Here is a 25,654-nt window from a genome sequence, read left to right on the forward strand (position 1 = left end):
GTGAGGCACGGTTAGGGGGCCCAAATGCGTTCGTTGTCGGTCAAGCGCCGCTCGTTTCAGTTCTCCCACTGGTCGTTCATGTTCGCGGAGATCGCCGTCTGGTCGTTCGTCGTTCTGGCGGTGACCGGGGCGGTGCTCATGTTCTTCTACGACCCCGGCATGTCCCAGGTGACGTACAACGGCTCGTACGGCCCGCTGCGCGGACTCTTCGTCAGCAAGGCCTTCGACTCGACCATGCATCTGAGCCTGGAGGTGCGCGGTGGCCTGCTCATCCGCCAGGTCCACCACTGGGCGGCGCTCGTCTTCGTGGCGGCCGTCGTGCTGCAACTGCTGCGCATATTCCTCACCGGCGCGTTCCGCCGCCCGCGCACCGGGCAGTGGCTGATCTGGGTGGCGCTGCTGGCGCTGGGCATGTTCGCGGGCGAGACCGGCAACGCCCTGCCCGACGACCTGCTGTCGGGTGGGAGCCTGTGGCTGATGAAGTCGGTCGTGCAGTCCATCCCGGTGGTGGGCACCTGGGTGCTGTCGCTGATGTTCGGCCCGGACTTCCCCGGTGACAGGGTCATTCCGGTCATGTACGGGGGCCACCTGCTGCTCGCGGTCGTCATGGCCGGGCTGCTGATCGCCCGTGAACTGCTGGTGCGGCGGCACGGCCACTCCCGCTTCGTCGCCTCGCTGCCGGTGCGGCGGAGCGCACGCCCGATGATGGCGCTCACGACGGTCGGCATGCTGATCATCCTCGGGTTCGGGTTCCAGATCGCCCCCATCTGGCTGTACGGCCCCGCGACGCCGTCGCAGATCTCGGCGGGCTCGGTCCCCGACTGGTACATGGGGTTCCTCGACGGCGCCCTCCGGATCATGCCCGCCTGGGAGCTCCCCATCGGCGACTACACGCTCAGCCTCGCGGTCATCGTCCCCACGCTGGTGGTACCCGGGGTCTTCTTCACCGCCCTGGCCGCCTACCCGATGGCCGAGCGCTTCCTCCTGTCGCGGCGCGACCGCCGCGACGCGCTGGGCCGGCCCAAGACCACGAGCCGCATGGCCCGCGAGACGCCCGCGCGCAACCTGCTCGACCGGCCCCGCGAGGCGCCGGTGAAGACGGCCATCGCGGTCACCGGTGTCACGTTCTACGGCCTGCTGTGGGCGGCCGCGGCCAACGACCAGATCGCCCACCAGTTCCACTACACCGTCGACGCGGTGACGATCTTCTTCAGGTACGCCGTGGTCATCGGTCCCATCATCGCCTTCGCCGTCACCCGGTGGATCTGCCTGGCGCTTCAGCAGGCGGATCACCACGTGGCCGAGCACGGAGTGGAGACCGGGATCATCATGCGGTCCCCGGACGGCGGATTCCACGAACGGCTGACCCCGGCGCCGCAGGAACCGGCGGTCACCTCAGGGAGATGACAGCGGCCTCGCACCGGTCACGGCGACAAGACGGCGGGGGCCATGGGGGCGAGGCCAAGGTCGGCGAGCGTGGCCGCGCCGCGCTCGCCGTGGTCGCCGCCGGCGAGCACCCAGGTCCGTGCGGACTGGTAGCGGCAGCCGGCGGCCTCGAACACCTCCGCCGTGGCGAGCAGCGACTTCCGGTCGCCGTCGAGCAGGGCCGCGGCCCGCTCGACGATGGCACCGGCGACCGGGTTGCCCGTCACGATGGTCCCGGCCTCCACCAGCCGGTCGCGAGCGTCGGGGCTCCCGGCGAGCACCGCGGCCTCGGCGCGCAGCGCGACGTACCAGTGGAGCCAGATCCAGGTGACCCACTTCCACACCTGACCGGGCTCGGGGGCCGTCCGCGCCATGGCCTCCGCCGCCTGCCCGTGGTGCAGCAGCAGCATCGCGTCGAAGACCGCCCCGTAGCCGTAGGTGCTTTCCGGCGGGGTGTCGATCCGATCCAGGACCTCCTGCCATTCGCGCCGAGCGTCATGGTCGTCGCGGAAACCGTGGATCATCGCCACAGCGGCCACCGCCGGGCGGAGGAGCGGCCGGGCGGGGCTGCCTGCCCGCTGCCACGCATCGAGGAACCGGACGCTGCCGGTGAGCACCTCGTCGACGTTGCCCGCCAGCGCATCAACCATCAGCAGCCGGCACGTAGCGCGGTGACCGACCTCCGCCAGCGATGGATGGTCGGCCAGTTGGCGCGCCCATCGGCGTGCGCCTGGCACATCCCCCGCGCCGAGGCTGGCCTCGGTGGCTATACCGAGCGCGTCGATCAGTTCGTGGGTGCCGGTCGGCGAGATCGGCAGGGATGACAGGAGCGTGATCCGGCGCCGGGCCGTGGCCGCGGTGGCGAACGTGTCGCCGGCCCAGCTCTGAGCACCGGTGAGCGCGTCAAGTGCGGCCGACTCGGCGAGCGGGTCGCCGGTGCGACGGGCGAGTTCGACCGCCCGCTCGGCGCGCGCGAGCGTCTCGGGCACGGCGTTGTCAGCCGGGCCCTGAGCGGCGCCGAACGCGTCGGTGAGCACTCCGGCCTCGGCCAGCGCCAGCGCGGCCCGCGCGGCCGGGTCGTCGCCCGCCAGCTCCCGCGCTTCGGCGATCAGGGCGATCGCCTCCTCCTCGGGCGGGATCCGCGCGAACGTGGTCGAGAACCGGTACGCGGTGGTGGCGGCGGTCGCCAGGTCGCGGGCGGCGCCGGCGGTGTCCCCGGCCCGGCGGGCGGCGTCCGCGGCGGCGCGCTGGAGGCGGTACATGTCATCACCACGTGTCCGGCAGCCGGCCACGGCCGCGGCCTGCCGGAGCATCGGCGCGGTGGCGGCGGAGCCGTCGGCGAGCGCGGCCGCCTGCTCGTACCGCTGCTGGGATTCGCCGGTCAGGTTACGGGTGAAGGTCAGCTCCGCCAGGGTCCGGGCGAGTTCGCAGGCGTCCGTACGCTGCTCCGGCCGGTCGGCCGCCCACGCCAGGGCCGCGCGGAGGTCGTCGGCCACCAGGTCGAACCGGGCCCGCCAGCCCTCCCCCACCGCCGACAGGTCGGCGCCCTTGGCCAGGCACCAGCGAAGGTGCCGGGTACGAGTGTCGGCCAGTTCGCCGGCCTCGGTGAGCCGTTCGGTCCCGTACTGGCGGATGGTCTCCAGCGCCCGGTACGCGGTGCCGTTCGGGGACGCCGTCACCGCCAGCAGGCTCTGTTCGGCGAGCCGGGCCAGCCCGTCGGCGACGATGCCGATCTCGGCCCCGGCCACCTCCGCCGCCGCGGCGGCGGTGAACGGCGCCACGAACACCGACACCCGGCGCAGCAGCTCCCGGTCGGCCGGCTCCAGCAGGGCGTGGCTCCAGTCCAGCGCCGACCGCACCGAACGGTGCCGCTCGTCGGCGCGGGAGCCGCCGGTGAGCGTCCGCAGCGGGTGGGACAGGGCGGCGGTGATGCCGTCCAGCCCGAGCGTGGGATACCGGGCGGCGGCCAGCTCGATCGCCAGCGCCATTCCGTCCAGCCGCTCGCAGATCGCGGCGATCTGGTCGCGCAGTGGCGCATCCAGCGACCGGCCGACCGCCGCCGCCCGCTCCATGAACAGCGCGACCGCGTCCGACTCGCCATCGACGGCCAGCGACAGCGGCGGCACCGAATACACCCGTTCGAACGGCACCATCAGCCGGGCCCGGCTGGTCGCCAGCACCGTCAGGCGCGGGCACGTCGCCAGCAGCCGCTCCAGGAACAGCGCCACCCCGTCCGGCACCTGCTCGCAGTTGTCGAGCACCAGCAGCGCTTGGCGGTCGGCCAGCGCGGCGACCACGGACTCGGTCATGTCGCGTCCGGGCTGCTCGCCGAGGCCGAGCTCCCCGGCGACCGCGGTCGCGATCATGCCGGGATCGGTGACCGGGACCAGGTCGACGAACCACACCCCGTCGGAGTACGCGCCGGCTGCCGCCGTGGCCACCGCCAGTGCGAGCCGGGTCTTGCCCACTCCGCCGGGCCCGACCGCGGTCACCTGACGGTGCGCCCTGATCAGCTCGGTCAGCTCGGTCAGCTCACGCGCCCGGCCGACGAACGAGGTCAGCGGGGCCGGCAGGGCCGGTGCGGGAAGGGACCGATCGGCGCCGGTCGGCGCGGCCGCGCGCTGGGCGAGCGCCCGCCGGTCCGGCACCTCCAGCTTGCGCAGCAACGAGGAGACGTGGCTCTCCACGGTCCGCACCGAGATGAACAACCGCGCCGCGATCTCGGCGTTGCTGAGATGGGCCCCGACCAGTTCCCATACCTCGGCTTCCCGAGGTGAGATGTCCCCTTCTATTACCACCGTCACATTTTGCCGCACCCCCTCCGTACACGATCCGTGGTCCGTTCCGTGGTCACCACGGATGTGGCCCGACCCGGCCCCGAGCAAAGCTGTGAACACCTACCCACGACCACAGGAGTGACCGTGACCGGCTCTTCCACCCGGGGAATCAAGACCGTGCTGCACCCCGTGTCCGACCTGGCCAGGGCCAAGGCGGTGTACGCGGCCCTGCTCGGCGTCCCGCCGCAGACCGACTCCTCCTACTACGTCGGATTCGAGACCGAGGGCCAGCACATCGGACTGGTGCCGGGCGGCGGACCGCAGGGCATGACCGAGCCGGTGGCCTACTGGCACGTGGCAGACCTCGAGGCGAAACTCGCCGAGGTGACCGCCGCGGGGGCCGTCGTCAAGGAGGCCGCGCACGACGTGGGCGGCGGGCGCCTGGTGGCCACCGTCACCGACCCCGACGGCAACGTCCTCGGGCTCCTGCAGGACCGATGAACGCCGCCCCATCCCTGTCACGCCTCCCCAAAGGACCTGCCATGACCTCCTTCGCATCCCTCATCCTCGAAGTTCCCGACCCCATCGCCGCGGAAGCCTTCTACCAGGCCTTCGGCCTGGGCCCTTACGTGAGCGTGCGCGCCTCGCAGGCGCCGACGACCGGCTTCCGCGGGTTCGCGCTGTCGCTCGTGGCCGCCCAGCCGGGCAACGTCGACGCCCTCATCGACGCCGCCCTCGACGCCGGCGCCACCACGCTGAAGCCGGCCACGAAGGGGTTCTGGGGCTACGGCGGCGTCGTACGCGCTCCCGACGGGACGATCTGCAAGGTCGCGACCTCCAGCAAGAAGGACACCGGCCCCGCCGCCCGGCAGATCGACCAGGTCGCGCTCCTGCTCGGAGTGGCGGACGTCAAGGCGAGCAGGCGGTTCTACGTCGAGCGCGGCCTGGCCGTGGCCAAGAGCTTCGGCGGCAAGTACGTCGAGTTCAGCACCCCGTCGTCGGCCGTCACCCTGGCGCTCTACCCGCGCCACGCCCTCGCCAAGGACGCCGGCGTCCCCCGGGAGGGCACCGGGTCGCACCGGATCGTGATCGGCGGCGATGCCGGGCCCTTCACCGACCCGGACGGATTCGCCTGGGAGACTGCGTCGGTCTCCGCACACTGAGACATTCGAGGAGGAACTCTGCCATGAGCAGCACATACGAAGGATTCACGGCCGAAGAGCGGGCCGCGATGAAGGAGCACGCCCAAGAGGGGAAGAAGGCGGCGCGCCGCGGCTCTCCCGCGGACAAGGCGGCGGAGGCGGCGCGGGACGTCCTCGCGAAGATCGCCGAGATGGAGGACTCCGACCGGATCCTGGCCGAGCGCGTCCATGCCGTCATCCTGGCCGCCGCTCCGCACCTGGCGCCGAAGCTCTGGTACGGGATGCCCGCCTACGCGCTGGACGGCAAGATCGTCTGCTTCTTCCAGAGCGCGGCGAAGTTCAAGGCGCGCTACGCGACGCTCGGGTTCAGCGACCAGGCCAAGCTGGACGAGGGCACGATGTGGCCGGCCGCGTTCGCCCTGACCGAGGTGACGGACGAGGTCGAGGCGCGGATCAGCGCGCTGGTGGAGCGGGCGGTGAGCTGAGGCGGGCCCAGCCCGCCGGCCGCGCTCACCTTTCGATGAACGGGGCCAGCACCCCGGGCACCGCGGCCTCGGCGAGGGCCAGTCCCCCCGCCACGGACACGTCGCGCACCTTGTAGACGCCGTCTCCAGCGGACGTGGTGGCTCCGATGGTCAGCAGCCCGGCCCGGCGCTGGAAGGGCGATCGCGTGATGTTCCAGCCGATGATCCCTTCCCTCCGCAGGACGACGGTGCGACGGGCGAACGCCCCGCAGGCGATGGCGAGATATCGGCCGCGTACCCCGTGGCCGAGGGTGCGGTAGGCGTCGTACGCGAGCGCCACCAGGGCGACCGCAAGCGCCAGTCCGGTGATCCAGCCGATCGTGACCAGCGCGGGATCGAGCCAGAGCCCGAGACCGACGGGCACGGCGGCGATCGCGGCCGCCGCCATGAGCGCCTGGTTGATCCTCCTGCGCAGGGCGGCGCGGGGGTGCGGCGCCAGGCCGTCCCTGGTGAGCAGCTCCCTCTCCGCCGGCGAGGCGGCGGCCGGCAGCACCTCCGCGGCGATGCGCAGGGCCTCGTCGCGGGGGACCGGCGGGGTCAGGGCGCGGCGCCTGCGGTTCTCATCCCGGTCGCCCAGACCTCCCGCGACGGCGTTGAGCCTGGCGCCCTTGGCCCAGCGCAGCGGGATCGGCTCGATCAGCTCGACGCCGCGCAGCCGGTCCTCCTCGATGGTGACGGAGCGGGTGGCCAGCAGGCCACGGCGAATCCGCAGGACCCCCGCCTCCGCGCGGCGCAGCTCGTACCCGCTCCAGCCCTCGATGAAGGCGGCGGTCGAGCAGGCCACGCCGAGCGCGGCGACGGCGAGGACCGCCAGCAGGAGGCCGTACCAGAGCGGGACGGAGCCGAAGCGGCTCACCAGGTCCCGCACGACGCCGAGCTCAAGCGGGTCGATCTTCATCTCGCGCAGCGTGCGGTAGACGCTGCCCGCCGCGGCCAGCACGCTGCCGACGCCCCACACGGTGAGCGGGGCGTACTGGATCCACGACCGGTCCAGCTCGCTGACGAGGCCGTCGTCGACCGCGCTCCGGGCGTGGCCGCGCCGTTCGATGATCAGGCGTCGCAGGTCGGCGGCGTCCGCCCTGGTGAGGCCGTCCAGCGTGAGCCCGGCGGAGCCGCCCTGCCCGCCGGTGTCGATCCTGAGGGTGGTGAGGCCGAAGATCCGGTGCAGCGGGTTCGCGGTCAGGTCCACGGCCCGGATGCGGCTGATCGGGATCGCGCGGCGGCTGCGGAGGAACAGGCCCGAGCGGAGCTCGAACCGCTCGGCGGTCAGCCGGTAGCGGGTGGTCAGCCGGCGCGTCAGGCCGATGCCGCCGACGATCAGGCAGGCGAGGAGGAGCGCGCCCAGGGTGATGAGGACCTGAAGGTTCGGCTCCCCGCCGGTGACGAGCAGACCGGCCAGGAACAGGACCACGGGGCCGGCCGGGACGGCCAGGTTGACCAGGACGAGCCGGCCGCTCAGCCGCCCGTCGGAGGCGGCGCGGGCCGTACGCGGGAGAACGCCGTGGGAGCTCATGCCGCGTCTCCCTGCACCGCCTGCGTGGTGCGGGTCAGGTACGCCACGAGTTCGTCGCCGACCTGCTGGTCGAGCCCTTTGATGTGGACGGCGGAGGAGGAGGCGGTGGTCACGCTGACCCCGGAGAGCCCGAACAACTGCTGCAGCGGGCCGCGCACCGTGTCGACGGTCTGTACGCGGGACAGCGGGACGACCCGCCACTGCTGCCACAGCCAGCCGGAGGCCGCGTAGACCGCCTCGCCGGTGACCTCCCAGCGGTGCACCCGGTAGCGCCAGAACGGCATGACGGCCACGTAGAGCAGGCCGGGGACGAGCGAGATCAGGGTGAACCACATGAACAGCCCGCGGGTCGGCGGGATGGAGGCCCACAGGATGGCGAAGGTGAGAGGCAGGGGGAGAGCGAACAGTGCGGACTGCACGCTCCACCAGCCGATCGCACGGCTGGGTACGCGATTGCGCGGCGCCCGAAGCCTCATGGTGCTCTTACCTCTCGTGTCGGGTCTTATCGGGCGTTGGTCTCGGACAGCGGCGCTTCGACGGCCGCCGTGCCCTCGCCCTTCAGCTTGCGCGTCCTGGCCATGAGGGACGCCGTACGGGCCAGGACCATGGCCAGCGACATGAAGACGAACGCGTTGGCGTAGGTGTCCGCACCGCTGATCCTGTAGTCGATGGAGAAGCGGACCAGGCCCTCGGCGAACCAGTGCTCGGCTCCGTACGCGAACAGGACGCGCCCGAGGGACAGCACGATCCACACCAGCGCGTAGCCGAGGCCGCCGACGGTGTACAGCTCCCCCGACCGGCTCCGGTACGCGGGCAGCAGCGCGCCGGCGATCAGCCCGCAGATCAGCCCGGTGCCGACCCCGACGAGCTGCAACGACAGGTCGTTGCCCTGCGTCGGGAAGGAATGGACGAAGATCACTATGACGACCGCCACGGCGATCACCGACCGCAGCATCCGCATCGTCGTGACGCGGCGCCGTCCCAGGTCGGTCGCCAGGACGATGGCCAGAATGGTTCCGCTCGCGATGAGGGCAGCCAGAAATTGACTCATGACGGGGGTTCTCCACCTCGTACGGATGGGGTTCGCTTTCTGATCTCAACCGTAGGAACGCGGCGCCCGCCGCGAGACGACCGAACGGTGACTTCGGCTGTCAACCGATCGATGGACACGCTCCGCGGCCGTGGTACGACTGTTGGGTGCGAGACCGACATCAGACAGCACGGCAGCAATCCGGCGACCACCACGAAACCGGGTCCCGTGCCGGCTGGTTCGGCCTGTGGGACGGCTTCTTCGCCGCCTCCTACCTCATCACCTGCGTGCTGCTGTTCACCTCCGAGGCCACCCAGGCCCAGCGCTTCATCGCGATCGGCGCGCTGACGCTGATCGTGCCGTGGTACGCCGGGTTCGGCCGCCGCCTGATGATCAACCAGGTGTACGGGCCACGGAGCCTGGTCTTCGCGCTCGGCCTGGTGTTGCTGCTCTGCGTCATCACGATGTTCGGCTTCATGGGCTTCTTCGCGTTGTTCGCCGTGGCCCCCATGCTGATCATGAGCCTGCCGATGCGGCGGGCGGTCGCCCTGCTCGCGGTGTCCAACCTGTACCCCGTGGTGATGGTGTGGGCCAGGGACGACGCGGCGCCGGGGAGCCTGTGGGTCGTACTGCCCATCTCGCTGCTGAGCCTGACGCTGTCGGTCCTGCTCGGACTGTGGATCAAACGGGTCACGCGGCAGAGCAGGGACCGCGCCCGGCTCATCGAAGAGCTGCGGCGCAGCCGGGAACGAGTCGCCCGGCTCTCCCACGAGGCCGGCATCTCCGCCGAGCGGGAGCGGCTGGCCAGGGAGATCCACGACACCCTCGCCCAGAGCCTGACCAGCATCATCAGCCTGGTGCAGGCCGCGGAGTCGAAGCTGCGCGACGCCCCGGACCAGGCGAGCGGGCATCTGTCTCGGGCGGGGCAGGTGGCCAGGGAGTCACTCGCCGAGGCCCGCGAGTTCGTCGCGGCCCTGACCCCGCCCACGCTGCGCGGGGGCTCTCTGGTGCAGGCCGTACGCAGGCAGGCCGACGGCCTGGTGTCCGAGACCGGCCTGGAGGTGCGCGTCTCGATCCAGGGCGAGGAGGAGCCTCTCCCCATGCCCGTCAACGTCGTCCTGCTGCGTACGGCCCAGGAGGCGATCGCCAACGTACGCAAGCACGCCAGGCGGGCGCAGACCGTGGACGTGGTGGTGACGTTCGAACAGGACGCCGTGCGCCTGCTGGTCCGTGACGACGGCGAGGGATTCGCCCAGGACGGCGTGCGGGAGGGGTACGGGCTGCGCGGCATGCGGGCCCGGGTGGCGGAGATCGACGGCACGGTGACCGTCGGCAGCCGCCCGGGAGAGGGCACGTTCGTCGAGGTCAGCGTTCCCACGGCGGTGGAGATGGAGGAGGCGGCGAGTGTCTGACGGGAATGCGATCACGGTCCTGCTCGCCGACGACCACCCGGTGGTCAGGGAGGGCCTCATCGCCATGCTGGAGTCCGCCGACGGCATCACCGTCGTCGGCGAGGCCGGCTCCGGCGAGGAGGCGATCGTCCAGGCCGAGGCGCTCCGGCCGGACATCATCCTGCTGGACCTGCGCATGGGCGGCATCGACGGGGTCTCGGCCACCGAGCAGATCCGGCGGCGGCTGCCGGGCAGCAAGGTCGTCATCGTGACCACGTACGAGGAGGACACCGACATCCTGCGCGCGGTGGAGGCGGGCGCGGCCGGCTACCTGCTGAAGGGCAGCTCGCGGCAGGAGCTGATCGGCGCGGTGCAGAGCGCCGCCCGCGGCGAGACCGTGCTCACCCCCTCCCTCGCCGGCAAGCTCTTCCGTGCCCGGGGAAGCGGGGCCTCGCCGCTGTCCGAGCGCGAGTGCGAGGTGCTGCGCCTGGTCGGCCAGGGGCTGACCAACGCCGCGATCGGCGAACGGCTGTTCCTCAGCGAGGCCACCGTGAAGACGTACCTGCTGCGGTCCTTCAGGAAGCTCGGCGTCTCCGACCGCACGGCGGCGGTGATGACGGCGCTGGAACGCGGCCTGCTGTCCTGACCCCCGATCAGCGGCACCGTCCGGCCGGGAACGGGCTGACAAGATGGGCTGACGAAACTGATCATGAAGCAGTAATCTGCCCTGCGTCGTTTGCCGCTTTCGCCGGGGACGCCATGCCCCCGACGAGGCGGCGACGCTCCCTATAGAAGCCCCATCAACAAAGATGAGGAAGGCTCGTGATCCGACGTTCCAGGGCATTATTGCCCGCAGCGGCCCTCCTGCTCGTCTGCGCCGTCGCGCAGCCCGCCGCCGCCGAGGGTGCCGCACCCGTCGTACGACCGGTCTCGGGCATCAGCCCGCTGCCGGCAGACTGCGGACTTCCCCCGGCCGACGGCTACACCCTGAACCCCAACGCCGAAGTACTGCCCGCGCTGGCGCGGGACCCGAACCGGCCGTGGCACCTCGTCACCGTGTTCCAGCAGGACCGCTGGAACCGGTACGGCAGCAACGGCGCGGTCACCGCCGTGTCGGACGACTACGGCAAGACCTGGCAGCGGTCCGAGAACCTGCCGCCCTTCTCCCGCTGCAACGGCGGCACGGCCGCCAACGGCGGTGACTACGACGTCACGACCGACAACTGGGTCACGGTCACGCCGTCGGGCGCGGCGGTGGCCGCGTCGTTCTCGCTGTCCCGCGCCGGCGACGTGACCGCCATCCTGGTGTCCCGGTCCGCCGACGGCGGCAAGAACTGGGACGCGCCGGTCACCCTGCAGCGGGACGACAACCCGCGCTTCTTCAACGATCGCCCGACGGTGACCGCGGACCCGTACCACCCGGGCGTGGTCTACGCGGTGTGGGACCGCATCGACAGCACGGACGCGGGCTGGGTGCAGCCGGTCTACCTGGCGAAGTCGACCGACGACGGGCGCACCTGGACCACGAGCAAGGTCTACGACGTGCCCAACAACAGCGGCGTCATCGGCACCCAGCTGGTGCCGCTCGCGGACGGGACGCTGCTGATCGGCATGCACCACGAGACGGACACCGAAGGTGCGACCCAGGTCATCCGCTCGACCGACGGCGGCAAGACCTGGTCGGCGCCGACGCTGAACGTTCCGGCCCCGCTCGCGGTGGGCCCCCGCATCCCGGACCCGGACAACTCGGGTGACCCGATCCGCAACGCCTCCCTGCCGCTGCTGGCCGTCCAGCCGGGCACCAAGGTGGTGAACGCCGTCTGGCAGAGCCAGGAAGCCGACGGCACCTTCCACGTGGCCTACTCGCGCTCGGCGGACAGCGGGAAGACCTGGTCCAGCCCGGTCCGCGTGGACAAGACGCCCACCGGCTCCGCCGCGGTACCGGTCGTCGCCGCGTCCCGGACGGGCACCGTGGCGGTCACCTACTACGACTTCCGCAACAACACCTCCGACCCCGCGACCCTGCCCACCGACGTGTGGGCCGTCACCTGCTCCGACGACTGCACGCAGTCCGGGTCGTGGCGCGAGCAGCACATCGAGGGGCCGTTCGACGGGCGGAAGGTTCCGGCGACGAGCGTGGGACGCCTGATCGGCGACTACACCGGCCTGGTCTCGGTCGGCGCGACGTCCTTCACGAGCGTGTACGGCGTGACCACCGGCGACCCCGCCAACCCCGTGGACATCCACAGCGCGGCTTTCACCGGCTGAGCACCTGAACACCACCGGCGAGGCTCGGTCAGGAGCTCTCCGGCGCGCTGAGCCCGGCGCGGCCGGCTGACCGGCTGCGCCGCCGGTATTCGGTGGGTGTCAGCCCGACCAGCGCCCGGAAGCGGCGGGCGAAGTACGTCGGGTCGTCCCAGCCCACGGCGGCGCCGACCCGGGCGGCCGGCAGGGCCGAGTGTGCCAGCAACGTGGCGGCGCGCTCGGCCCGCAGCCGGGCCAGGAAGCCCAGCGGCGTCAACCCGACATACCGGACGAACAGCCGGCCGAGATAGGTGGGATCCAGGTTGACCGCCTGGGCGAGATCATCCAGCCGCCACGGATGGGCGGGCGCCTCCTCCATCCGGGCGATGGTCGCGGCGACCGCGGGGTGGACGGCGGACTCGAGCGTGTCCTGTACGGAGTCACGGCCGTCGGCCAGGATGCCGAGCACGGTGACCAGCCGGCCCAGCACCCGGCCCGGACGGCGCCGATCGGCCCCGAGATCCCGTTCGAGCAGGCCGATCTCCGCGATGGCCTCCTCGGCCGCGTCCGGATCGACGGCCGTCACCGCCACGCCGTGCGTGCCGGACGCCACCGGATCGGTCCACAGCAGCCGGCGCAGCATCGGGATGTCATACAGCAACGCCAGCTCGGCCCCGAGCGCCTGGGCGGACAGGCAGCAGTTGGCGACGGTCAGGTCGGCGCAGCCCCGGAACCCGTGCCAGGCGCCGGGGCGCAGCACCACGACCTCCCCGTGCCGCAGCGGGCGCTCGCCCTGGCTGGTCACGTGCCGGCCGTGACCGGCCCCGATCACGGCGATCTCCAGGAAGTCGTGCGCGTGCGGCTCGATGTCGGGGTTCAGGTGGTGGACGCCTGCCAGAACCGGGCTCCCGGCGAACAGCGCGTGCTCGTGCAGCGTGGCAGGCATGTCGGGATCGTACGACTACTTGCCGGGATCGGCCTAGCCCGTGGCGGCACGCAACGACGACTCTTGGAGTACCCAAACGGCAAGAACCCCGGAGGTCAGCAATGACAACGACCACGCACGAGCAGTCCGGCAGCGACGTCGGCACCGACGGCCAGGTGTCGGACGAGCTGGTGACGCAGTACCGCGAAAACGGTTTCGTCCGAGTAAGAGGCGTCTTCGGCCCCGACCAGGTCGAGCGCTTCCGGACCAGCGCCGAGGCGTTCCTGGAGGCGCATCGCGCGGAGAGCCTGGAGAAGCAGGGCGTCTTCAGCCAGCTGGTCAACGTCTGGCAGCGCGACCAGACGCTGCGGGAGCTCACGTTCGACCGGCGGCTCGGCCGGATCGCCGAGCAGCTCGCCGGGTTCCCGCTGCGGCTCTGGCACGACCAGATGCTGGTCAAGGAGCCGCACAACAACGCCGCCACGGAGTTTCACCAGGACCGTCCGTACTGGCCGCACGCGGGTGATCGGCTCCCGCTGTCGGCGTGGATCGCCCTGGTCGACGTCCCGCCGGAGCGGGGCTGCATGACCTTCCTGCCCGGCACCCAGGATCGCACCGGCCTGCGCCCGCAGGACCTCCACCACGAGGAGGACCTGTTCGAGATGGACCCGTCCCTGCGCTGGATCCCCCGGATCACCGTGCCGCTGCGCGCCGGCGACTGCACCTTCCACAGCGGCTACACCGGCCACATGGCGCTGCCCAACCGTACCGACCAGGCTCGGCTCGCCCACGTCACCATCTACATCGACGAGGCGACCCGCTACAGCGGGACCGAGCACGTCGTGACCGATCCCCTCGGTCTCACCGCGGGCGACCGGTTGGACGGCGACGCCTTCCCCCGCCCCTGGGCATAGCCGCTGCTGGTGCCCTGCGCACGCCCCGCCGACCGGCGGACGTGCGCGGCGCCCTCCGCGTCCCGCTCACGTACGTCAACGCCGGGCAGGCACAGCCCGCCCGGCGTTGCGGGATGACGGCCGTCACACCATCGACCGCGATTCCTCCGGCTCGGCGGCGTGGTCCGCCTTGGCCGGCAGGAGCAGGGCGGCGACGACCACGGCCACGGACAGCACCGCGCCGATGATGAAGGCCAGCCGCATGCCGGCGAGGTTGGCGAGCGCCTCGGGGACGTCCTCGGCCTTCAGGGCATCGGCCCGCGCGCTCATCACGGTGATCACGAGCGCGGTGCCGAAGGCCGCGGAGACCTGCTGCAACGTGCTCAGGATCGAGCTGCCGTGCGAGTAGAGATGCGGCGGAACCGCGCCGAGCCCGAGGGTGAACACCGGGGTGAAGGTCGCGGCCAGGCTCACCATCAGCAGCGCGTGCAGCCCGAGGATCTGCCAGTAGGGCATGGTCATCGTGACCTGGGTGAAGCCGGTGAGCGCGAGCATGATCCCGATCGCGCCGGGGATGACCAGCACCCGGCCGCCGTACTGGTCGAACAGGCGGCCGACGGTCGGGCCGAGCAGCCCCATCGCGAGGCCGCCCGGCATCACGAGGAGCCCGGTCTCAAGGGCGCTGAGCTGGCGGACGCTCTGCAGGTACAGCGGCAGCAGGATCATCGAGCCGAGCATCGCCATGAAGGCCACGGACATCAGGATCAGCGCGACGGTGTAGTTACGGTGCCGCAGCGTACGCAGGTCCATCAGCGGCACGCCCCGCTTCTGCAACGACAGCTGGCGGAAGACGAAGACGGCGATGGTCACCAGCCCGGCCGCCACGATCGCGGCGGCCACGCGGACGTCGCCGCCCTCGAACCGGCTGAGCCCGTAGACCAGGCCGCCGAAGCCCGCCGCCGCGGTCACCACGCTGAACCAGTCGATGCTGTTGAACTCGGGCTCGCCGACGTTCTTGAGCTGCTTCAGGCCGCGCCAGGAGATCAGGGCGGCGATGGGGAACACGACCGCGAACAGCAGCCGCCAGGACCCGAAGTGGAGGATCACTCCGGAGATCGCCGGGCCCATCGCGGGCGCGACCGAGATGGCCAGGGTGACGTTGCCCATCACCCGGCCGCGGTCCGACTCCGGCACCACCTGCATCAACGTGGTCATCAGCAGCGGCATCATCACGGCCGTCCCCGACGCCTGGATGATCCGGGCGCCCAGCAGCACCTCGAACGTCGGCGCGACGGCGGCCAGCGCCGTGCCGAGCAGGAACAGACTCATCGCGGTGGTGTACGCGCCGCGGGTGGACACCCGCTGCAGGAACCACCCGGTGATCGGGATGACCGCGGCCATGGTCAGCATGAAGGCGGTCGAGAGCCACTGAGCGGTCTGCTCGGTGATGCTCAACGCCTCCATCAACCGCGGGATCGCGTTGATCATGATGGTCTCGTTGAGGATGACCACGAACGTGGCCAGCACCAGCAGCCGGATCACGGCCGGCGTGCGGCCTGAAGCGGCGGCCGCGGGTTTGGCGGGTGAGTCAAGCTGTGGGGTGGGCACGGCACCTCGATCGGGGTTGTCGGGCATATCGCGGTCACGGCCGGCGTCGCAGCCTTCGGTCTCGCAAGTGGTCACTGTCATACACAGACTGACCACCCGCACCGACAAAACTCATCGACCACATCCAACATTCCGGCAAGTGATACGAAATGTCACCCGGTTTTCACCGAGGGCTAACGGCCGGCACGCTGCCGGCGGCGTGCCCACCCAGCGGGGCAGGCGACAACCCGGCGGGCGGCCACCTGGAAAGGACCGCCGCGCCGGATCGCCGACCTGCCGGTGGTCGCCACCACCAGTGCCTCGACCGCCGCTTCGCGGTCGCCCCCATGCACCACGTCGGTCTCGGTCGAGGCGTGTTCACCACAATAACAGAGCACACGCTCTATAATTGTGTATCGTTGACGCCGGGTCACCCCAAAAGTCAGGAGTTATGATGATCCGTAGGTCCCTGTTGATCTTGCTACCGATGGTCTCCGTCGTAGCCTTGCAAGTGGCCGGCTCCCCGCCGGCGAGCGCGGGCGCGTACGGCTGCACCGGATCACTGGTGAAAAGCTGGCCCGTGCCGCTGAAGGACGCGATAACGAAGAAGTACTACTACCTCAGTGACATCAAGCTCTACTACGACGCCCGTACCGGCTGGAACTGCGCCGTCCTCGCCAAGCGTCCCGGCAAGTCGAGGTACGGCGAGCGCACCCCGATGTCCATCAAGCTGTGGAACGACACGTGGCCGTCGGAAGTCGTCAAGAACAACGTCGCGGCGGACGACGGGCGCTTCAAGTACCACGCGGGTCCGGTGCGGGTCTACGGCAAGAACCACTGTGTGAGCGTCTTGGCCAAACATGGCGACTACTCGGGTCCTGACGGCCCCGGCGGTCCCGAGTACAACGGCAGGCGCCTGATCGAGGACGTGGCCTGCCGCTGATCCGCGCCGCTCACAGCCTCGCGGGGCGCGGACGGTCCCGTTCGGCCTGCTCCAGGAAGGCACGGACCTCCTCGGCCTCCGGGACGTCCAGCTCCGCGTAGAGCCCGAGCGCCACCCGCCCGTGCTCGTGTGCCTGCTCCGAGTGCCCGAGCGCGAGGTGGGCGCGCGCCAGCCCGTCGTGCGCACGCGCCTGCTCCGGCCGGTTGCGCGTCCGGTCGGCGAGCACGAGCGCGGCCGTGTGCTCCCCGACCGCCCTGGCCGGGTCGCCCGCCGCCTCGGCCAGCCCGTTGAGCGCGGCCGCCTCGTCGGTGGTGCTGCCCAGCTTGCGGTAGAGGGCCGCAGCCTGTTCGTGGCGGGTGCGTGCCTGGGCGAGCTCGCCCTGGTGCCGGAGGACGACGCCGAGGTGGTTGAGGGTCATCGCCTCCCCTGCCGGGTTGCCGAACCTGCGGTGCAGCGCCAGTGCCAGGTCCAGATGGCGCCGGGCCTCCTCGGGACGGCCGGCCCGGTCGAGGACGAGGGCGAGGATCCCGAGCACGTGGGCCTCGCCCCAGGTGTCGGCGCCGATCCGGGTGAGGTCGAGTGCCTGTTCGAGGTACTGCTCCGCCGTACTGTCCTGGCGGCGGCGCAGGGCCACGTTGCCCAGCGTGAGCAGTGCGCGGGCACGGTCGTACGCCTCCTCGCACGCGTCGAGGGCCTGGTGGGCGTGCTCCTCCGCGAGCTCGTACTCGCCGAGCCGCCAGTAGGTCCACGCCAGGTCGGTCAGCGCCCGCTCCTCGAACTCGCGGTGGCCGAGCTTGCGGCTGCGCTGCAGCGTCAGGGTGTGGAGCGTGAGCGCGTCGTCGTGATGCGCCTGCCCGTCGAGGAAGGGGCGCATCGTCAGGGCCAGCATGCCGAGGCAGATCTCGGGCCCGTGGACGGCGGTCGCGATGATGTTGGAGCGTTCGGCGTCGAGCCAGGCGATCGCCTCCGCGGCGTCGCGGACGGGCGCGATCGGGGCGGCCGGCTGGGGGATGCCCTCCCGCTGGCCCACGCTGTACGGGTAGAGCCGGTCCATCGCCGCTCGCGAGCGGTGCAGGTAGTAGGTGAGCAACCGCAGGACGGCCTCGTCGTCCTCGGCGATCGAGCGGGCATGCTCGCGGAGCAGGTCGTGGAAGGTGTAGCGACCGGGTTCGAACTGCAGGAGCATGTGGGCGTCGAGGAGGCCCTCCAGGAGCTCCTCCGCCTCGTCCTCCGAGATCCCCGCCAGCGCCGCCGCGCCGCAGGCGTCGATGTCGCGCCCCGGCGCCAGCCCGAGCAGGCGGAACATGCGCTGCTCGGCCTCGTGCAGCTGCTCGTAGGACAGGGTGAAGGCCGCCGACACCCCGTCCAGGAGCCGGCGATGGTCCCGCAGCCGCCCCGCCAGGTACGACACGGTCCAGCGCGGGCGGTGCTGGAGGCGGGCGGCGGAGATCCGGATGGCGAGCGGGAGGTGCCCGCACAGCCGCAGCACCTCGCGTACGGCGTCCGGCTCGTGGCGGGCGCGCTCGCCCACGATCCGCTCGAACAGCTCGGCGGCGTCCTCCTCCCCCAGCACGTCGACCGAGAGCGCCTGGGCGCCGTCCAGGTCGACCAGCCGCCGCCGGCTGGTGATCAGGACGAGGGTGTCGGAGTGCCCCGGCAGCAGGTGACGTACGTGCTCGGCGTCGAGGGCGTTGTCCAGCACGGCGAGCACGCGGCGTTCGGCCAGCTCGGCGCGCCAGAGGGCGCTCCGCTCGACGAGCGTGACCGGGATGCGGTCGGCGGGCAGCCCGAGCTGGCGGAGCAGCGCCTCCAGCGCGACGGCGGCGTCGATCGGCTCCCGTCCCGCGGTGTGGGCCTGCAGGTCGATGAAGAGCTGTCCGTCGGGATAGCGGGCGGCCAGCCGATGGGCCACGTGAACGGCGAGCGTGGTCTTGCCGATCCCGGCCATGCCGTCGATCGCGACGACCGCCGACCCGGGCCGCTCGCCCGCGAGCCGCTCCAGCTCGGCGGTCCTTCCGGAGAAGTCGGGAATGTCGTACGGCAGGAAGGTGGAGCGGCGCGGCGGGCCGGGAACGACCGGCGCCGTGCCGGCCAGGCGCAGCTCCGGATCGTCCGCCAGGACCGCCCGCTCCAGCTCGATGAAGGCGTGCCCGGGGTCGAGGCCCTGCTCGTCCGCGAGAGCCGTACGGTAAGAACGCGCCGCGGCCAGGGCGTCGGCCTGCCGCCCCGCCCGGTGCAGGGCCAGGACGAGGTGGCCGTTGAGCTTCTCGCGGAGCGGGTTGGCGCTCGCCTGGGCGGCGAGCTCGTCGAGCAGCTCGCCGTGCCGCCCGGCGGCGAGCTCGCCCTCGGCCAGCCGCTCGTACGCCGACAGCCGCCGGTCGTTCCAGAGCTCCCGGACGCCGGTGACGTAATGCGCGTGCACGTCCTCCAGCGCCTCGCCGCGCCACAGGTCCAGGGCCCCGCGCAGTTCACCGGCGGCCACCAGCTCGGTGAACTCCTGCGCATCGACCTGCCCGGGCTCCGGCTGCGCGACGTAGCCGCCGGCCCGCGTCTCAAGGAGCCGTACGGCCCCCGCGCCACGCAGCACCTTGCGGATCGCGGTGATCGAGGCATGGATCTGCGACCGGGCGGTGTCGGGCTGGTCGTAGCCCCACATCGCGTCGATCAGCCGCTCGATGCTGATCACCCGGCCGGCGTTGAGCAGGAGGTAGGCCAGCACAGCCCGGTGACGTGGGGCGATGCCCGTCAGCGGCGCCCCGTCGACGATCAGCTGGACGGGGCCGAGAAGGGTGAAGCGCAGCAATCGTCCCCCCATCACCTGCGCATCGTGCATGCATAGCGAATGTATCAATCCGGGCAGACATGCTGATCTCACACGAACCGAGACGGAAGGAAACACGATGGAAGCCCGGATGAAGAACCCCGCCACGCTCATCCCCGCCGCGATGAAGCCGATCATGGAGGTGATGAAGGCCGCTCAGTCGCAGGGTCTCCCCCAGGAGCTCATGGAGATGATCCACCTGCGGGTCAGCCAGATCAACGGCTGCAGCTTCTGCGTCGACGCCGGCCTGAAGAACCTGCGCAAGCTCGGCGAGAGCGACGAGCGCATCGGCCTGGTCGCCGCCTGGCGCGAGGCTCCGTACTACACCGACGACGAGCGGGCCGCGCTGGCGCTGGCCGAGGCCTCGACCCGGCTGTCCGAGAACCCCGACGGCGTCTCCGACGAGGTCTGGAACAACGCCGCCGACCACTTCGACGAGCAGCAACTGGCCTCGATCCTGCTGATGACCGCCGTCACCAACCTCTTCAACCGCCTGAACGCCCCGATCCGGCAGGTCGCAGGCACCTGGTAGGCCCCCGTCCCTCACGTACAGAAGGAGAAACCGACATGTCCGTCGTCCGCTCGCACCGCTACTCCGTCGCCGACGCCGACCTGGAGGAGTTCCTGGCCCGCCGGAGCTCGCTGATCGCCACTGTCCGAAAAGGACACCCCGGACTCACCCACGCCGTGCTGATCCAGCTCGAAGACGGCACCTACACCGACACCTGGCACTGGGAGAGCGCCGGGCAGATGGGCGCGGCGTTCGCCGCCATGCCCACCTTCCCGGAGGCGCCGCTGACCATGGCCCTCACCAAGGACGCCACCGCCCTGAACGGCCAGGTCGTCGACGAGCGCTGAGCCCCGGCATCCCGTCCTGCATGCGGCGGACGAGCCGCCTCGCACCGGCTCGTCATCCTGATGGCCGGCGGACCGCTCATCCAGCTGACCGGCGCGGACGCGCACAATCGACCCGGCAGACGCGGAGCCCTTCCCGAGCCCACACCACGGTCAACCTGGCAGACGCGCGACCAGCCGAGAGGACCCTCCCAAGAGCCCACACCACAGCCGGCCGGCTAACCCGGGCCCTGACGCGGCGTGACCAGGCCGGCTTCGTAGGCGGCGATGACGAGTTGGGCGCGGTCCCGGGCCTGGAGCTTGGCCAGCAGGCGGCCGATGTGCGTCTTCACGGTCCCGGGGCTCAGCTGGAGCCGGTCGCTGAGCTCGGCGTTGGACAGTCCGTGGGCGATGAGGGCGAGCACCTCGCGCTCCCGGTCCGTCAACGTGTCGAGCCCGCGGAAGACCTGCTGGGGCGGCCGCCGTACGAACTCCCCGATCAACCGCGTGGTGACGCTCGGCGCGAGCAACGTCTCGCCCGCCGCGACCACCCGGATCGCCTTCAGGAGATCGTCGGGAGGAGCGTCCTTCAGCAGGAACCCGCTGGCACCCGCCCGCAGCGCCGCATAGACGTACTCGTCGAGGTCGAACGTGGTCAGGATGAGGACCCGGGTGTCCCCGGCGATCTGCCTGGTCGCGGCGATGCCGTCCATCTCCGGCATCCTGACGTCCATGAGCACCACATCGGGCGACTCCGTCCGCGCGAGCGTCACCGCCTCGTGGCCGTCGGCCGCTTCCCCGACCACGACGAGATCGTCCTCCGAGTCGATCAGCAACCGGAAGCTGCCACGCAGCAGTGCCTGATCGTCGGCGACGAGCACTCGAATCAAGAGATCTCCCACAGCACACGTTCCGGTCTGCCCGCCTCTTGACCCTACGCACATCAGAGCAGACCCACAGCCTCCCGGACGGACACCGCCACCCTCGGCCCTCCGCACATCAGGGCGGGCCCGAGGACTCTCAGACGGACGCCGTCACGCACAGGGCTCTCCCGCAACCGCCGGTCCCGGAACCTCCCACGACGCATGCACGCCGAACCCGCCCCCAGGCAAGGGCCCGGCCTCGAAGGTGCCGCCGTACATCAGGGCCCGTTCACGCATCCCCGCCAGACCGTGCCCGCCCCCCTTGCCCGGCAGCACCCGCCGCCCCGGCCCGTCGTCGACCACGGAGATCTTCAGCATCCCGTCGACGACCGACACGCCGACCCGGCAATGGGCGGGCGCGGCGTGCCTGACGGTGTTGGTGATCGCCTCCTGCACGATGCGATAGACGGACAACCCCATGCTGTCGGGCACGGCCCCGCTCACCGAGAGGTCCACCCGCACGCCCGCCTCCGCCGCACGATGTGCCAGTGACGGCAGGTCGGTCAGGCCAGGCAGAGGCGTGCTTTCGGCCCCGCTGCCCGGGGCACGCAAGGTGCCGAGGAACTGGCGCATCTCCACCAGCGAGCCACGCCCGATCTCCTCGATGGCCCGCAGCGCCGCGCGCCCTTCCTCCGGGTGCTTGTCCAGGACCTTGGCCGCCACCCCCGCCTTGACGGTGATCATGCTCATCGCGTGGGCGACGACGTCGTGCAACTCGCGGGCGATCCGCAGGCGCTCGTCGACCACCGCCTTCTCGGCCCGCGTCTCGGCCTCGCGGGCGGCGGACTCCCGGCGGATGCGCGCCGCCGTACCGAGACTCCAGCTCGCCCCCACGACCAGCCAGGCCGTCCCGACGATGAAGACGGGATCCGGCCAGCCGTTCGTCTGCCGTGGCGCGTCCATCACCGAGACCAGCAGGGCGCCTCCGGTGACGAGCAGGCCCAGCGCGAGGGCGATCCCCGACCTCCGCCCCGGTTGACCGGTCGCCACCGGGTAGACGGTCAGGGCCACCACCGCGACCATCATCAGCCGATTCGCCTGCACGGCGAGCAGGAGGAGGCCGAGCAGGAGCGCACCGTAGTGTGCGGGCACCGGCCAGATCCGCCGCACCGCCACGGGCACCACGAGCAGCCAGCAGACCAGCACCGACGCGGTGCTCACGCTCAGGCCCGCCGGATCCGTCGTGGACGCCAGCGCGATCAGCGCCGCGACGACGGTGTCGGCGAGGATCAGCAGCCAGTGCGGAGGCCGCCGGGCGAGCAGGTTCACGTCCCGACGCTACCGAGGAACGACCGCGAGCGGATCGGAGCACGGGCCTTCAGACCACGGTCATACTCCGCTCCCGTACGCCTGCGCCGTATGACCCTGGTCTGATCCGCAAGACCGGATCTGGCTCCGATGTGCGGACCCGCCGCCGTCCAGGATCGTTGCCCGCATGGATCGACGTACCCTCATCGCCCTGTGCCTGGCCGCCTGCCTCGCCGTCCCTCTCGGCGGCATCGCGCTGGCCTCCGCGCAGACGCATCGCCTCTCCTGGAAAGACTGTGGTGACGGCTTGCGATGCGCCGAGCTGGTCGTCCCTGTGGACTGGGCCGACCCGGGCGGGCCCACGACCTCGGTGCACGTGGCCAAGCTGCCCGCCACGGGCAGGAGCCTGGGGCCGCTGGTCGTCAACTTCGGCGGCCCGGGCGTCAGCACGGCCATGCTCAGACCGCGAAACGATCCCGACACCCCGCCGGAGCTGCCGGGCCTGCTCAAGGAGCTGCGCAGCCGGTTCGACGTCGTCGCCCTCGACCCGCGCGGGCTGTCCGAGCCCGGGAGCGGCAAGATAGTGAGCTGTGAGGAGCCCGGGGCCTCCATTTATGGATTGATCCTCGCGCGGACGAAGCAAGACTGGGACGCTCACGCCGCCAAGAACGCGGCCCATCAGGCCAGCTGCCGCAAGACGGCCAGGTCGGCGTGGTACGGCATGACGGCGTGGAACGTGGCGCACGACCTCGACGCGCTGCGCGCCGCCCTCGGCCAGGAGAAGCTCCGCTACGCGGGCAACTCGTACGGCACCGTCTACGCCCAGGCCTATCTGGAGCTGTTCCCGCAGCGGGTGGGCCGGATGTATTTCGACGGGACCGCCGACCACACTCAGCAGGAGTTCGAGCCCTGGTTGCGTAACTACGCGCGGACGCAGGAGCGACATCTCACCCGCTTCCGTGACTGGTGCGCCCGCCGCGCGGACTGCGCCCTGCACGACAGGGATGCGGGCAAGGCCTGGGACGAGCTGACCGCGAGGGTGCGCCGCGCGCCGCTGCCGGCGTCGAGCGGCAGGACGGTGCACGAAGGGCAGCTGTACGCGGGCGCGGTCAAAGGCATGAGCCCGGCGCTCTGGCCGCAGTTCGCGACCGCCATCCGAAAGGCCCTCGACGGCGACGCCGCCGACTTTCTCACCAAGCTTGCGCCGGATCAGGGCGGCTCGTCCGTGAGCCAGGACTCCCTGTGCAACGACTTCATGCCGAAGCTGCCGACGTACGAGGAGTTCCAAGGCATCGAGGCCAGGCTGCGTGAGATCGCGCCGAGGTTCGGCTGGATCGAGGGGCGCTTCGAGCTCGGGCGATGCTGGGGGTTCAGCGCGGACGCATCCTGGGCGCCGCACCCGCTGCGCGTGAAAGACGTCCCGCCGATCCTGTTCGCGATCGGGGAGCTCGACAACAACACCAACTATCTCGGGCAGCAGCACGTGGCCGAGCAGATTCCGTCCGCGCGTGTCCTGTGGCACGGCGACGGCCACGCCTCGTGGGCGGGCAACTCCTGCCTGCGGCGGCATGTCGACGCTTATCTGACAACGGGGCAGTTGCCCGCGCCGGGCACGCGCTGCCCGGCCGAGCGGATCCAACGGGTGGGGAAATGATCGAGGTCGTAGATCTGACGAAGGCGTACGGTGCCATGCGGGCGGTCTCGGGGCTGACGTTCGACGTCAAACCGGGGCAGGTCACGGGCTTTCTCGGACACAACGGGGCCGGCAAGTCCACCACCATGCGGGTGATCCTCGGCCTGCACGCGCCCACCTCGGGCAAGGCGTTGATCAACGGCGTCCGCAAGCGCGACCTTCAGGACCCCATGCGTGAGGTCGGCGCGATGCTCGACGCCACCGAGGTGCAGGGCGGGCGCAGCGCGTTCGACCACCTCCAGGCGCTGGCGCACGCCGGTGGGATCGCGCGCCGCAGGGTCGTACAGGTTCTCGAGGAGGTCGGCCTGGCCGGGGCGGCGCGCAAGCGGATCGCCGGGTTCTCCCAGGGGATGCGCCAGCGCCTCGGCATCGCGGCGGCACTGCTCGGTGACCCGGGGGTGCTCATTCTCGACGAGCCGGTCAACGGCCTCGACCCCGACGGCATCCGCTGGCTCAGGGCGCTGCTGAGATCCCTGGCGGCCCAGGGGCGTACCGTCCTGCTGTCGAGCCACCTGATGACCGAGATGTCCCTCACCGCCGACCGGCTCATCATCATCGGCAACGGCCGCCTGATCGAGGACACCACCACGGCGGGACTGCTGGCCCGCTTCCAAGGCGACGTGCTGGTCCGATCGCCCCATGCGGCCCGCTTGGCCAGAGCACTCGAAACGGCCGGAGCAACCGTGCGCCACACGCAAAATCCAGCCACGTCCGCCGCGGACGACCCGGCCACGCCTTCGACGTCTCCCTCCCGGGCCGAAGAAGAGCTGCTGGTGACCGGCCTGTCCGCAGCCGCCGTAGGCGATGTCGCCCTGGCGAGCGGCTGCGCCGTCCACGAGCTGGCGCCGCGCCAGGTGTCGCTGGAAGACGCCTTCATGGAGCTGACCCAATGATCAACATCGTCGCATCGGAATGGCTCAAGCTGCGCTCGCTCCGATCCACCTACTACGTCTTGGCCTCCACGCTCTCGGCCCTGGCGCTCACCGGCTTCGCCGCCTTCTCGATCTCGCGCGGCTTCGACACCAAAGGCCCCGGTGGCGAGCCCGTCGGCACGGGGCTCGGCTTCAGCGCCGACATCAGTCCCGTGCTCTTCGGCATGCTGGGCGTGCTCGCCATCTCCGGCGAGTACAGCACCGGCATGATCAGGCTGACGCTGACCACGCTCCGGCGCCCATGGCTCCTCCCCCTGTCCAAGGCCACCGTGGTGGCCGCCGTGGCCACGATCGCGGGCCAGACGCAGGCATTCGCCACCTACTTCACCGCGCAGGCAGTGGTAGGCACCCGCCCGATCGGCGCCTCTCTCTCCGAACCGACCGCCCTATCCGAGGTCCTGACCACGGGCGCGGGCTGCGCCGTTGCCGCGGTGACGGGGTTGTGCCTGGCCACGCTCCTGCGCTCGACACCCGGAGCACTCATCGCACTGATCACCCTCCTGACGACCCCGACCGTACTCGAGCGCTTCCTCCCCGCCCCGTGGAACGACTGGATGGGCTCCCTGACGATCCCATCACTGACAAGGCAACTAGCCACCGCCCCCGACTCCGGCGCCTTCGGCCCCTTATCGGCCGCCGCCATCCTCGCCGGCTACGTCGCGATCTCCCTCGCCGCGTCAGCCCTCGCAATCACCCGTCGCGACGCCTGAGGCAACTCACCGAGATGAACATCGCCCGACGACACGACGACCCCCACCTCCATCACCCCTGCAGCCCTGGGAGATGCGCGAATCGTTCGGAGGCAGGCC

Annotated in this window: 23 protein-coding genes; 14 read left to right on the forward strand and 9 right to left on the reverse strand. The window is 71.2% G+C overall.

What is annotated here, in order from left to right; all coding sequences use genetic code 11:
- The first annotated feature begins 24 nt into the window (after nt 1–24).
- Nucleotides 25–1,407 carry a cytochrome b N-terminal domain-containing protein gene (locus ABZS69_RS05045; RefSeq protein ID WP_355366635.1) on the forward strand — a complete coding sequence of 461 codons (1,383 nt, stop codon included), beginning with the start codon at nt 25–27 and terminating at the stop codon, nt 1,405–1,407.
- A gap of 17 nt (nt 1,408–1,424) precedes the next feature.
- Here the strand turns inward: ABZS69_RS05045 and ABZS69_RS05050 are convergent, their stop codons facing one another.
- Entirely contained in the window at nt 1,425–4,223 is a 2,799-nt protein-coding gene (locus ABZS69_RS05050; protein WP_355366638.1) for a LuxR C-terminal-related transcriptional regulator, read from the reverse strand.
- A gap of 123 nt (nt 4,224–4,346) precedes the next feature.
- Between ABZS69_RS05050 and ABZS69_RS05055 the strand changes: the two genes are divergently transcribed.
- From ABZS69_RS05055 to ABZS69_RS05065, 3 genes are read left to right on the forward strand one after another with little or no spacing between them, the layout of a single operon-like run.
- Nucleotides 4,347–4,703, forward strand: a complete 357-nt coding sequence (locus ABZS69_RS05055) for a VOC family protein (RefSeq protein ID WP_355366641.1) — start codon at nt 4,347–4,349, stop codon at nt 4,701–4,703.
- A 41-nt stretch (nt 4,704–4,744) separates the two neighbouring features.
- Nucleotides 4,745–5,365: a glyoxalase gene (locus ABZS69_RS05060; protein WP_355366644.1), complete on the forward strand. Its 621-nt coding sequence runs from the start codon at nt 4,745–4,747 to the stop codon at nt 5,363–5,365.
- A 23-nt stretch (nt 5,366–5,388) separates the two neighbouring features.
- On the forward strand, nt 5,389–5,829 hold the full coding sequence (locus tag ABZS69_RS05065; RefSeq protein ID WP_355366647.1) for a DUF1801 domain-containing protein: 441 nt from the start codon (nt 5,389–5,391) through the stop codon (nt 5,827–5,829).
- A 25-nt stretch (nt 5,830–5,854) separates the two neighbouring features.
- Here the strand turns inward: ABZS69_RS05065 and ABZS69_RS05070 are convergent, their stop codons facing one another.
- Genes ABZS69_RS05070 through ABZS69_RS05080 form a run of 3 tightly spaced genes read right to left on the reverse strand, consistent with a single transcriptional unit; the run spans nt 5,855 to nt 8,432 of the window.
- Complete coding sequence (locus tag ABZS69_RS05070) at nt 5,855–7,381, reverse strand: PH domain-containing protein (protein WP_355366650.1); 1,527 nt, start codon at nt 7,379–7,381, stop codon at nt 5,855–5,857.
- Nucleotides 7,378–7,857: a PH domain-containing protein gene (locus tag ABZS69_RS05075; RefSeq protein ID WP_355366653.1), complete on the reverse strand. Its 480-nt coding sequence runs from the start codon at nt 7,855–7,857 to the stop codon at nt 7,378–7,380. Before ABZS69_RS05075 ends, ABZS69_RS05070 begins: the two co-directional genes overlap by 4 nt.
- Before the next feature lie 26 nt (nt 7,858–7,883).
- Nucleotides 7,884–8,432: a hypothetical protein gene (locus tag ABZS69_RS05080; protein ID WP_355366656.1), complete on the reverse strand. Its 549-nt coding sequence runs from the start codon at nt 8,430–8,432 to the stop codon at nt 7,884–7,886.
- Nucleotides 8,433–8,578: 146 nt separating this feature from the next.
- On the opposite strand from ABZS69_RS05080, the gene ABZS69_RS05085 reads away from it, so the two are divergent.
- The 3 genes from ABZS69_RS05085 to ABZS69_RS05095 all read left to right on the forward strand — a co-directional run bounded on the left by ABZS69_RS05085 (nt 8,579) and on the right by ABZS69_RS05095 (nt 12,070).
- Nucleotides 8,579–9,823, forward strand: a complete 1,245-nt coding sequence (locus tag ABZS69_RS05085) for a sensor histidine kinase (RefSeq protein WP_355366659.1) — start codon at nt 8,579–8,581, stop codon at nt 9,821–9,823.
- Nucleotides 9,816–10,448 (forward strand): response regulator transcription factor, encoded by a 633-nt coding sequence (locus ABZS69_RS05090; protein WP_355366662.1) that lies wholly within the window; start codon nt 9,816–9,818, stop codon nt 10,446–10,448. The genes ABZS69_RS05085 and ABZS69_RS05090 overlap by 8 nt, the downstream gene beginning before the upstream one ends.
- 176 nt (nt 10,449–10,624) lie before the next feature.
- Entirely contained in the window at nt 10,625–12,070 is a 1,446-nt protein-coding gene (locus tag ABZS69_RS05095) for a sialidase family protein (protein WP_355366665.1), read from the forward strand.
- 28 nt (nt 12,071–12,098) lie between these two features.
- On the opposite strand, the gene ABZS69_RS05100 is transcribed toward ABZS69_RS05095, so the two are convergent.
- Nucleotides 12,099–12,992, reverse strand: coding sequence for an AraC family transcriptional regulator (locus tag ABZS69_RS05100; RefSeq protein WP_355366668.1), 894 nt, complete (start codon nt 12,990–12,992; stop codon nt 12,099–12,101).
- Nucleotides 12,993–13,093: 101 nt separating this feature from the next.
- Here ABZS69_RS05100 and ABZS69_RS05105 point away from each other — a divergent pair, with 101 nt between their 5' ends.
- On the forward strand, nt 13,094–13,885 hold the full coding sequence (locus tag ABZS69_RS05105) for a phytanoyl-CoA dioxygenase family protein (protein ID WP_355366671.1): 792 nt from the start codon (nt 13,094–13,096) through the stop codon (nt 13,883–13,885).
- A 123-nt stretch (nt 13,886–14,008) separates the two neighbouring features.
- Here the strand turns inward: ABZS69_RS05105 and ABZS69_RS05110 are convergent, their stop codons facing one another.
- Complete coding sequence (locus tag ABZS69_RS05110) at nt 14,009–15,472, reverse strand: MDR family MFS transporter (RefSeq protein ID WP_355366674.1); 1,464 nt, start codon at nt 15,470–15,472, stop codon at nt 14,009–14,011.
- Between the two features lie 466 nt (nt 15,473–15,938).
- Here ABZS69_RS05110 and ABZS69_RS05115 point away from each other — a divergent pair, with 466 nt between their 5' ends.
- Nucleotides 15,939–16,394 (forward strand): hypothetical protein, encoded by a 456-nt coding sequence (locus tag ABZS69_RS05115; protein ID WP_355366677.1) that lies wholly within the window; start codon nt 15,939–15,941, stop codon nt 16,392–16,394.
- A gap of 10 nt (nt 16,395–16,404) precedes the next feature.
- Here the strand turns inward: ABZS69_RS05115 and ABZS69_RS05120 are convergent, their stop codons facing one another.
- Complete coding sequence (locus ABZS69_RS05120; protein ID WP_355366680.1) at nt 16,405–19,227, reverse strand: tetratricopeptide repeat protein; 2,823 nt, start codon at nt 19,225–19,227, stop codon at nt 16,405–16,407.
- A gap of 67 nt (nt 19,228–19,294) precedes the next feature.
- Between ABZS69_RS05120 and ABZS69_RS05125 the strand changes: the two genes are divergently transcribed.
- Both ABZS69_RS05125 and ABZS69_RS05130 read left to right on the forward strand, forming a co-directional pair.
- Nucleotides 19,295–19,747 (forward strand): carboxymuconolactone decarboxylase family protein, encoded by a 453-nt coding sequence (locus ABZS69_RS05125; RefSeq protein WP_355366683.1) that lies wholly within the window; start codon nt 19,295–19,297, stop codon nt 19,745–19,747.
- Nucleotides 19,748–19,782: 35 nt separating this feature from the next.
- Entirely contained in the window at nt 19,783–20,073 is a 291-nt protein-coding gene (locus ABZS69_RS05130; protein WP_355366686.1) for a hypothetical protein, read from the forward strand.
- Nucleotides 20,074–20,288: 215 nt separating this feature from the next.
- Here the strand turns inward: ABZS69_RS05130 and ABZS69_RS05135 are convergent, their stop codons facing one another.
- Together ABZS69_RS05135 and ABZS69_RS05140 are read right to left on the reverse strand one after the other, a co-directional pair.
- Nucleotides 20,289–20,939 (reverse strand): response regulator transcription factor, encoded by a 651-nt coding sequence (locus ABZS69_RS05135; RefSeq protein WP_355366689.1) that lies wholly within the window; start codon nt 20,937–20,939, stop codon nt 20,289–20,291.
- Between the two features lie 144 nt (nt 20,940–21,083).
- A complete protein-coding gene (locus tag ABZS69_RS05140) occupies nt 21,084–22,241 on the reverse strand; it encodes a sensor histidine kinase (RefSeq protein WP_355366692.1) in 1,158 nt (385 codons plus the stop codon).
- A 166-nt stretch (nt 22,242–22,407) separates the two neighbouring features.
- Here ABZS69_RS05140 and ABZS69_RS05145 point away from each other — a divergent pair, with 166 nt between their 5' ends.
- The 3 genes from ABZS69_RS05145 to ABZS69_RS05155 are packed head-to-tail and all read left to right on the forward strand — an operon-like array spanning nt 22,408 to nt 25,555.
- The gene (locus ABZS69_RS05145; RefSeq protein ID WP_355366695.1) at nt 22,408–23,874 is read left to right on the forward strand and encodes an alpha/beta fold hydrolase; all 1,467 of its coding nucleotides are present in this window, start codon (nt 22,408–22,410) and stop codon (nt 23,872–23,874) included.
- Complete coding sequence (locus ABZS69_RS05150; protein ID WP_355366698.1) at nt 23,871–24,806, forward strand: ATP-binding cassette domain-containing protein; 936 nt, start codon at nt 23,871–23,873, stop codon at nt 24,804–24,806. Before ABZS69_RS05145 ends, ABZS69_RS05150 begins: the two co-directional genes overlap by 4 nt.
- The gene (locus tag ABZS69_RS05155) at nt 24,803–25,555 is read left to right on the forward strand and encodes a hypothetical protein (protein WP_355366701.1); all 753 of its coding nucleotides are present in this window, start codon (nt 24,803–24,805) and stop codon (nt 25,553–25,555) included. Before ABZS69_RS05150 ends, ABZS69_RS05155 begins: the two co-directional genes overlap by 4 nt.
- Nucleotides 25,556–25,654 lie beyond the last annotated feature (99 nt).

Origin of the sequence: Nonomuraea sp. NPDC005650 (genome assembly GCF_040605375.1) — a bacterium.
GTDB lineage: Bacteria > Actinomycetota > Actinomycetes > Streptosporangiales > Streptosporangiaceae > Nonomuraea.

Bases quoted from the DNA above. Each gene is read 5' to 3' on its own strand.
- ABZS69_RS05130 (WP_355366686.1), top strand. From the start codon at position 19,783: ATGTCCGTCGTCCGCTCGCACCGCTACTCCGTCGCCGACGCCGACCTG.
- ABZS69_RS05065 (WP_355366647.1), top strand. From the start codon at position 5,389: ATGAGCAGCACATACGAAGGATTCACGGCCGAAGAGCGGGCCGCGATG.
- ABZS69_RS05125 (WP_355366683.1), top strand. From the start codon at position 19,295: ATGGAAGCCCGGATGAAGAACCCCGCCACGCTCATCCCCGCCGCGATG.
- ABZS69_RS05120 (WP_355366680.1), bottom strand. From the start codon at position 19,227: ATGCACGATGCGCAGGTGATGGGGGGACGATTGCTGCGCTTCACCCTT.
- ABZS69_RS05070 (WP_355366650.1), bottom strand. From the start codon at position 7,381: ATGAGCTCCCACGGCGTTCTCCCGCGTACGGCCCGCGCCGCCTCCGAC.
- ABZS69_RS05150 (WP_355366698.1), top strand. From the start codon at position 23,871: ATGATCGAGGTCGTAGATCTGACGAAGGCGTACGGTGCCATGCGGGCG.
- ABZS69_RS05155 (WP_355366701.1), top strand. From the start codon at position 24,803: ATGATCAACATCGTCGCATCGGAATGGCTCAAGCTGCGCTCGCTCCGA.
- ABZS69_RS05075 (WP_355366653.1), bottom strand. From the start codon at position 7,857: ATGAGGCTTCGGGCGCCGCGCAATCGCGTACCCAGCCGTGCGATCGGC.
- ABZS69_RS05080 (WP_355366656.1), bottom strand. From the start codon at position 8,432: ATGAGTCAATTTCTGGCTGCCCTCATCGCGAGCGGAACCATTCTGGCC.
- ABZS69_RS05115 (WP_355366677.1), top strand. From the start codon at position 15,939: ATGGTCTCCGTCGTAGCCTTGCAAGTGGCCGGCTCCCCGCCGGCGAGC.
- ABZS69_RS05100 (WP_355366668.1), bottom strand. From the start codon at position 12,992: ATGCCTGCCACGCTGCACGAGCACGCGCTGTTCGCCGGGAGCCCGGTT.
- ABZS69_RS05145 (WP_355366695.1), top strand. From the start codon at position 22,408: ATGGATCGACGTACCCTCATCGCCCTGTGCCTGGCCGCCTGCCTCGCC.
- ABZS69_RS05060 (WP_355366644.1), top strand. From the start codon at position 4,745: ATGACCTCCTTCGCATCCCTCATCCTCGAAGTTCCCGACCCCATCGCC.
- ABZS69_RS05105 (WP_355366671.1), top strand. From the start codon at position 13,094: ATGACAACGACCACGCACGAGCAGTCCGGCAGCGACGTCGGCACCGAC.
- ABZS69_RS05045 (WP_355366635.1), top strand. From the start codon at position 25: ATGCGTTCGTTGTCGGTCAAGCGCCGCTCGTTTCAGTTCTCCCACTGG.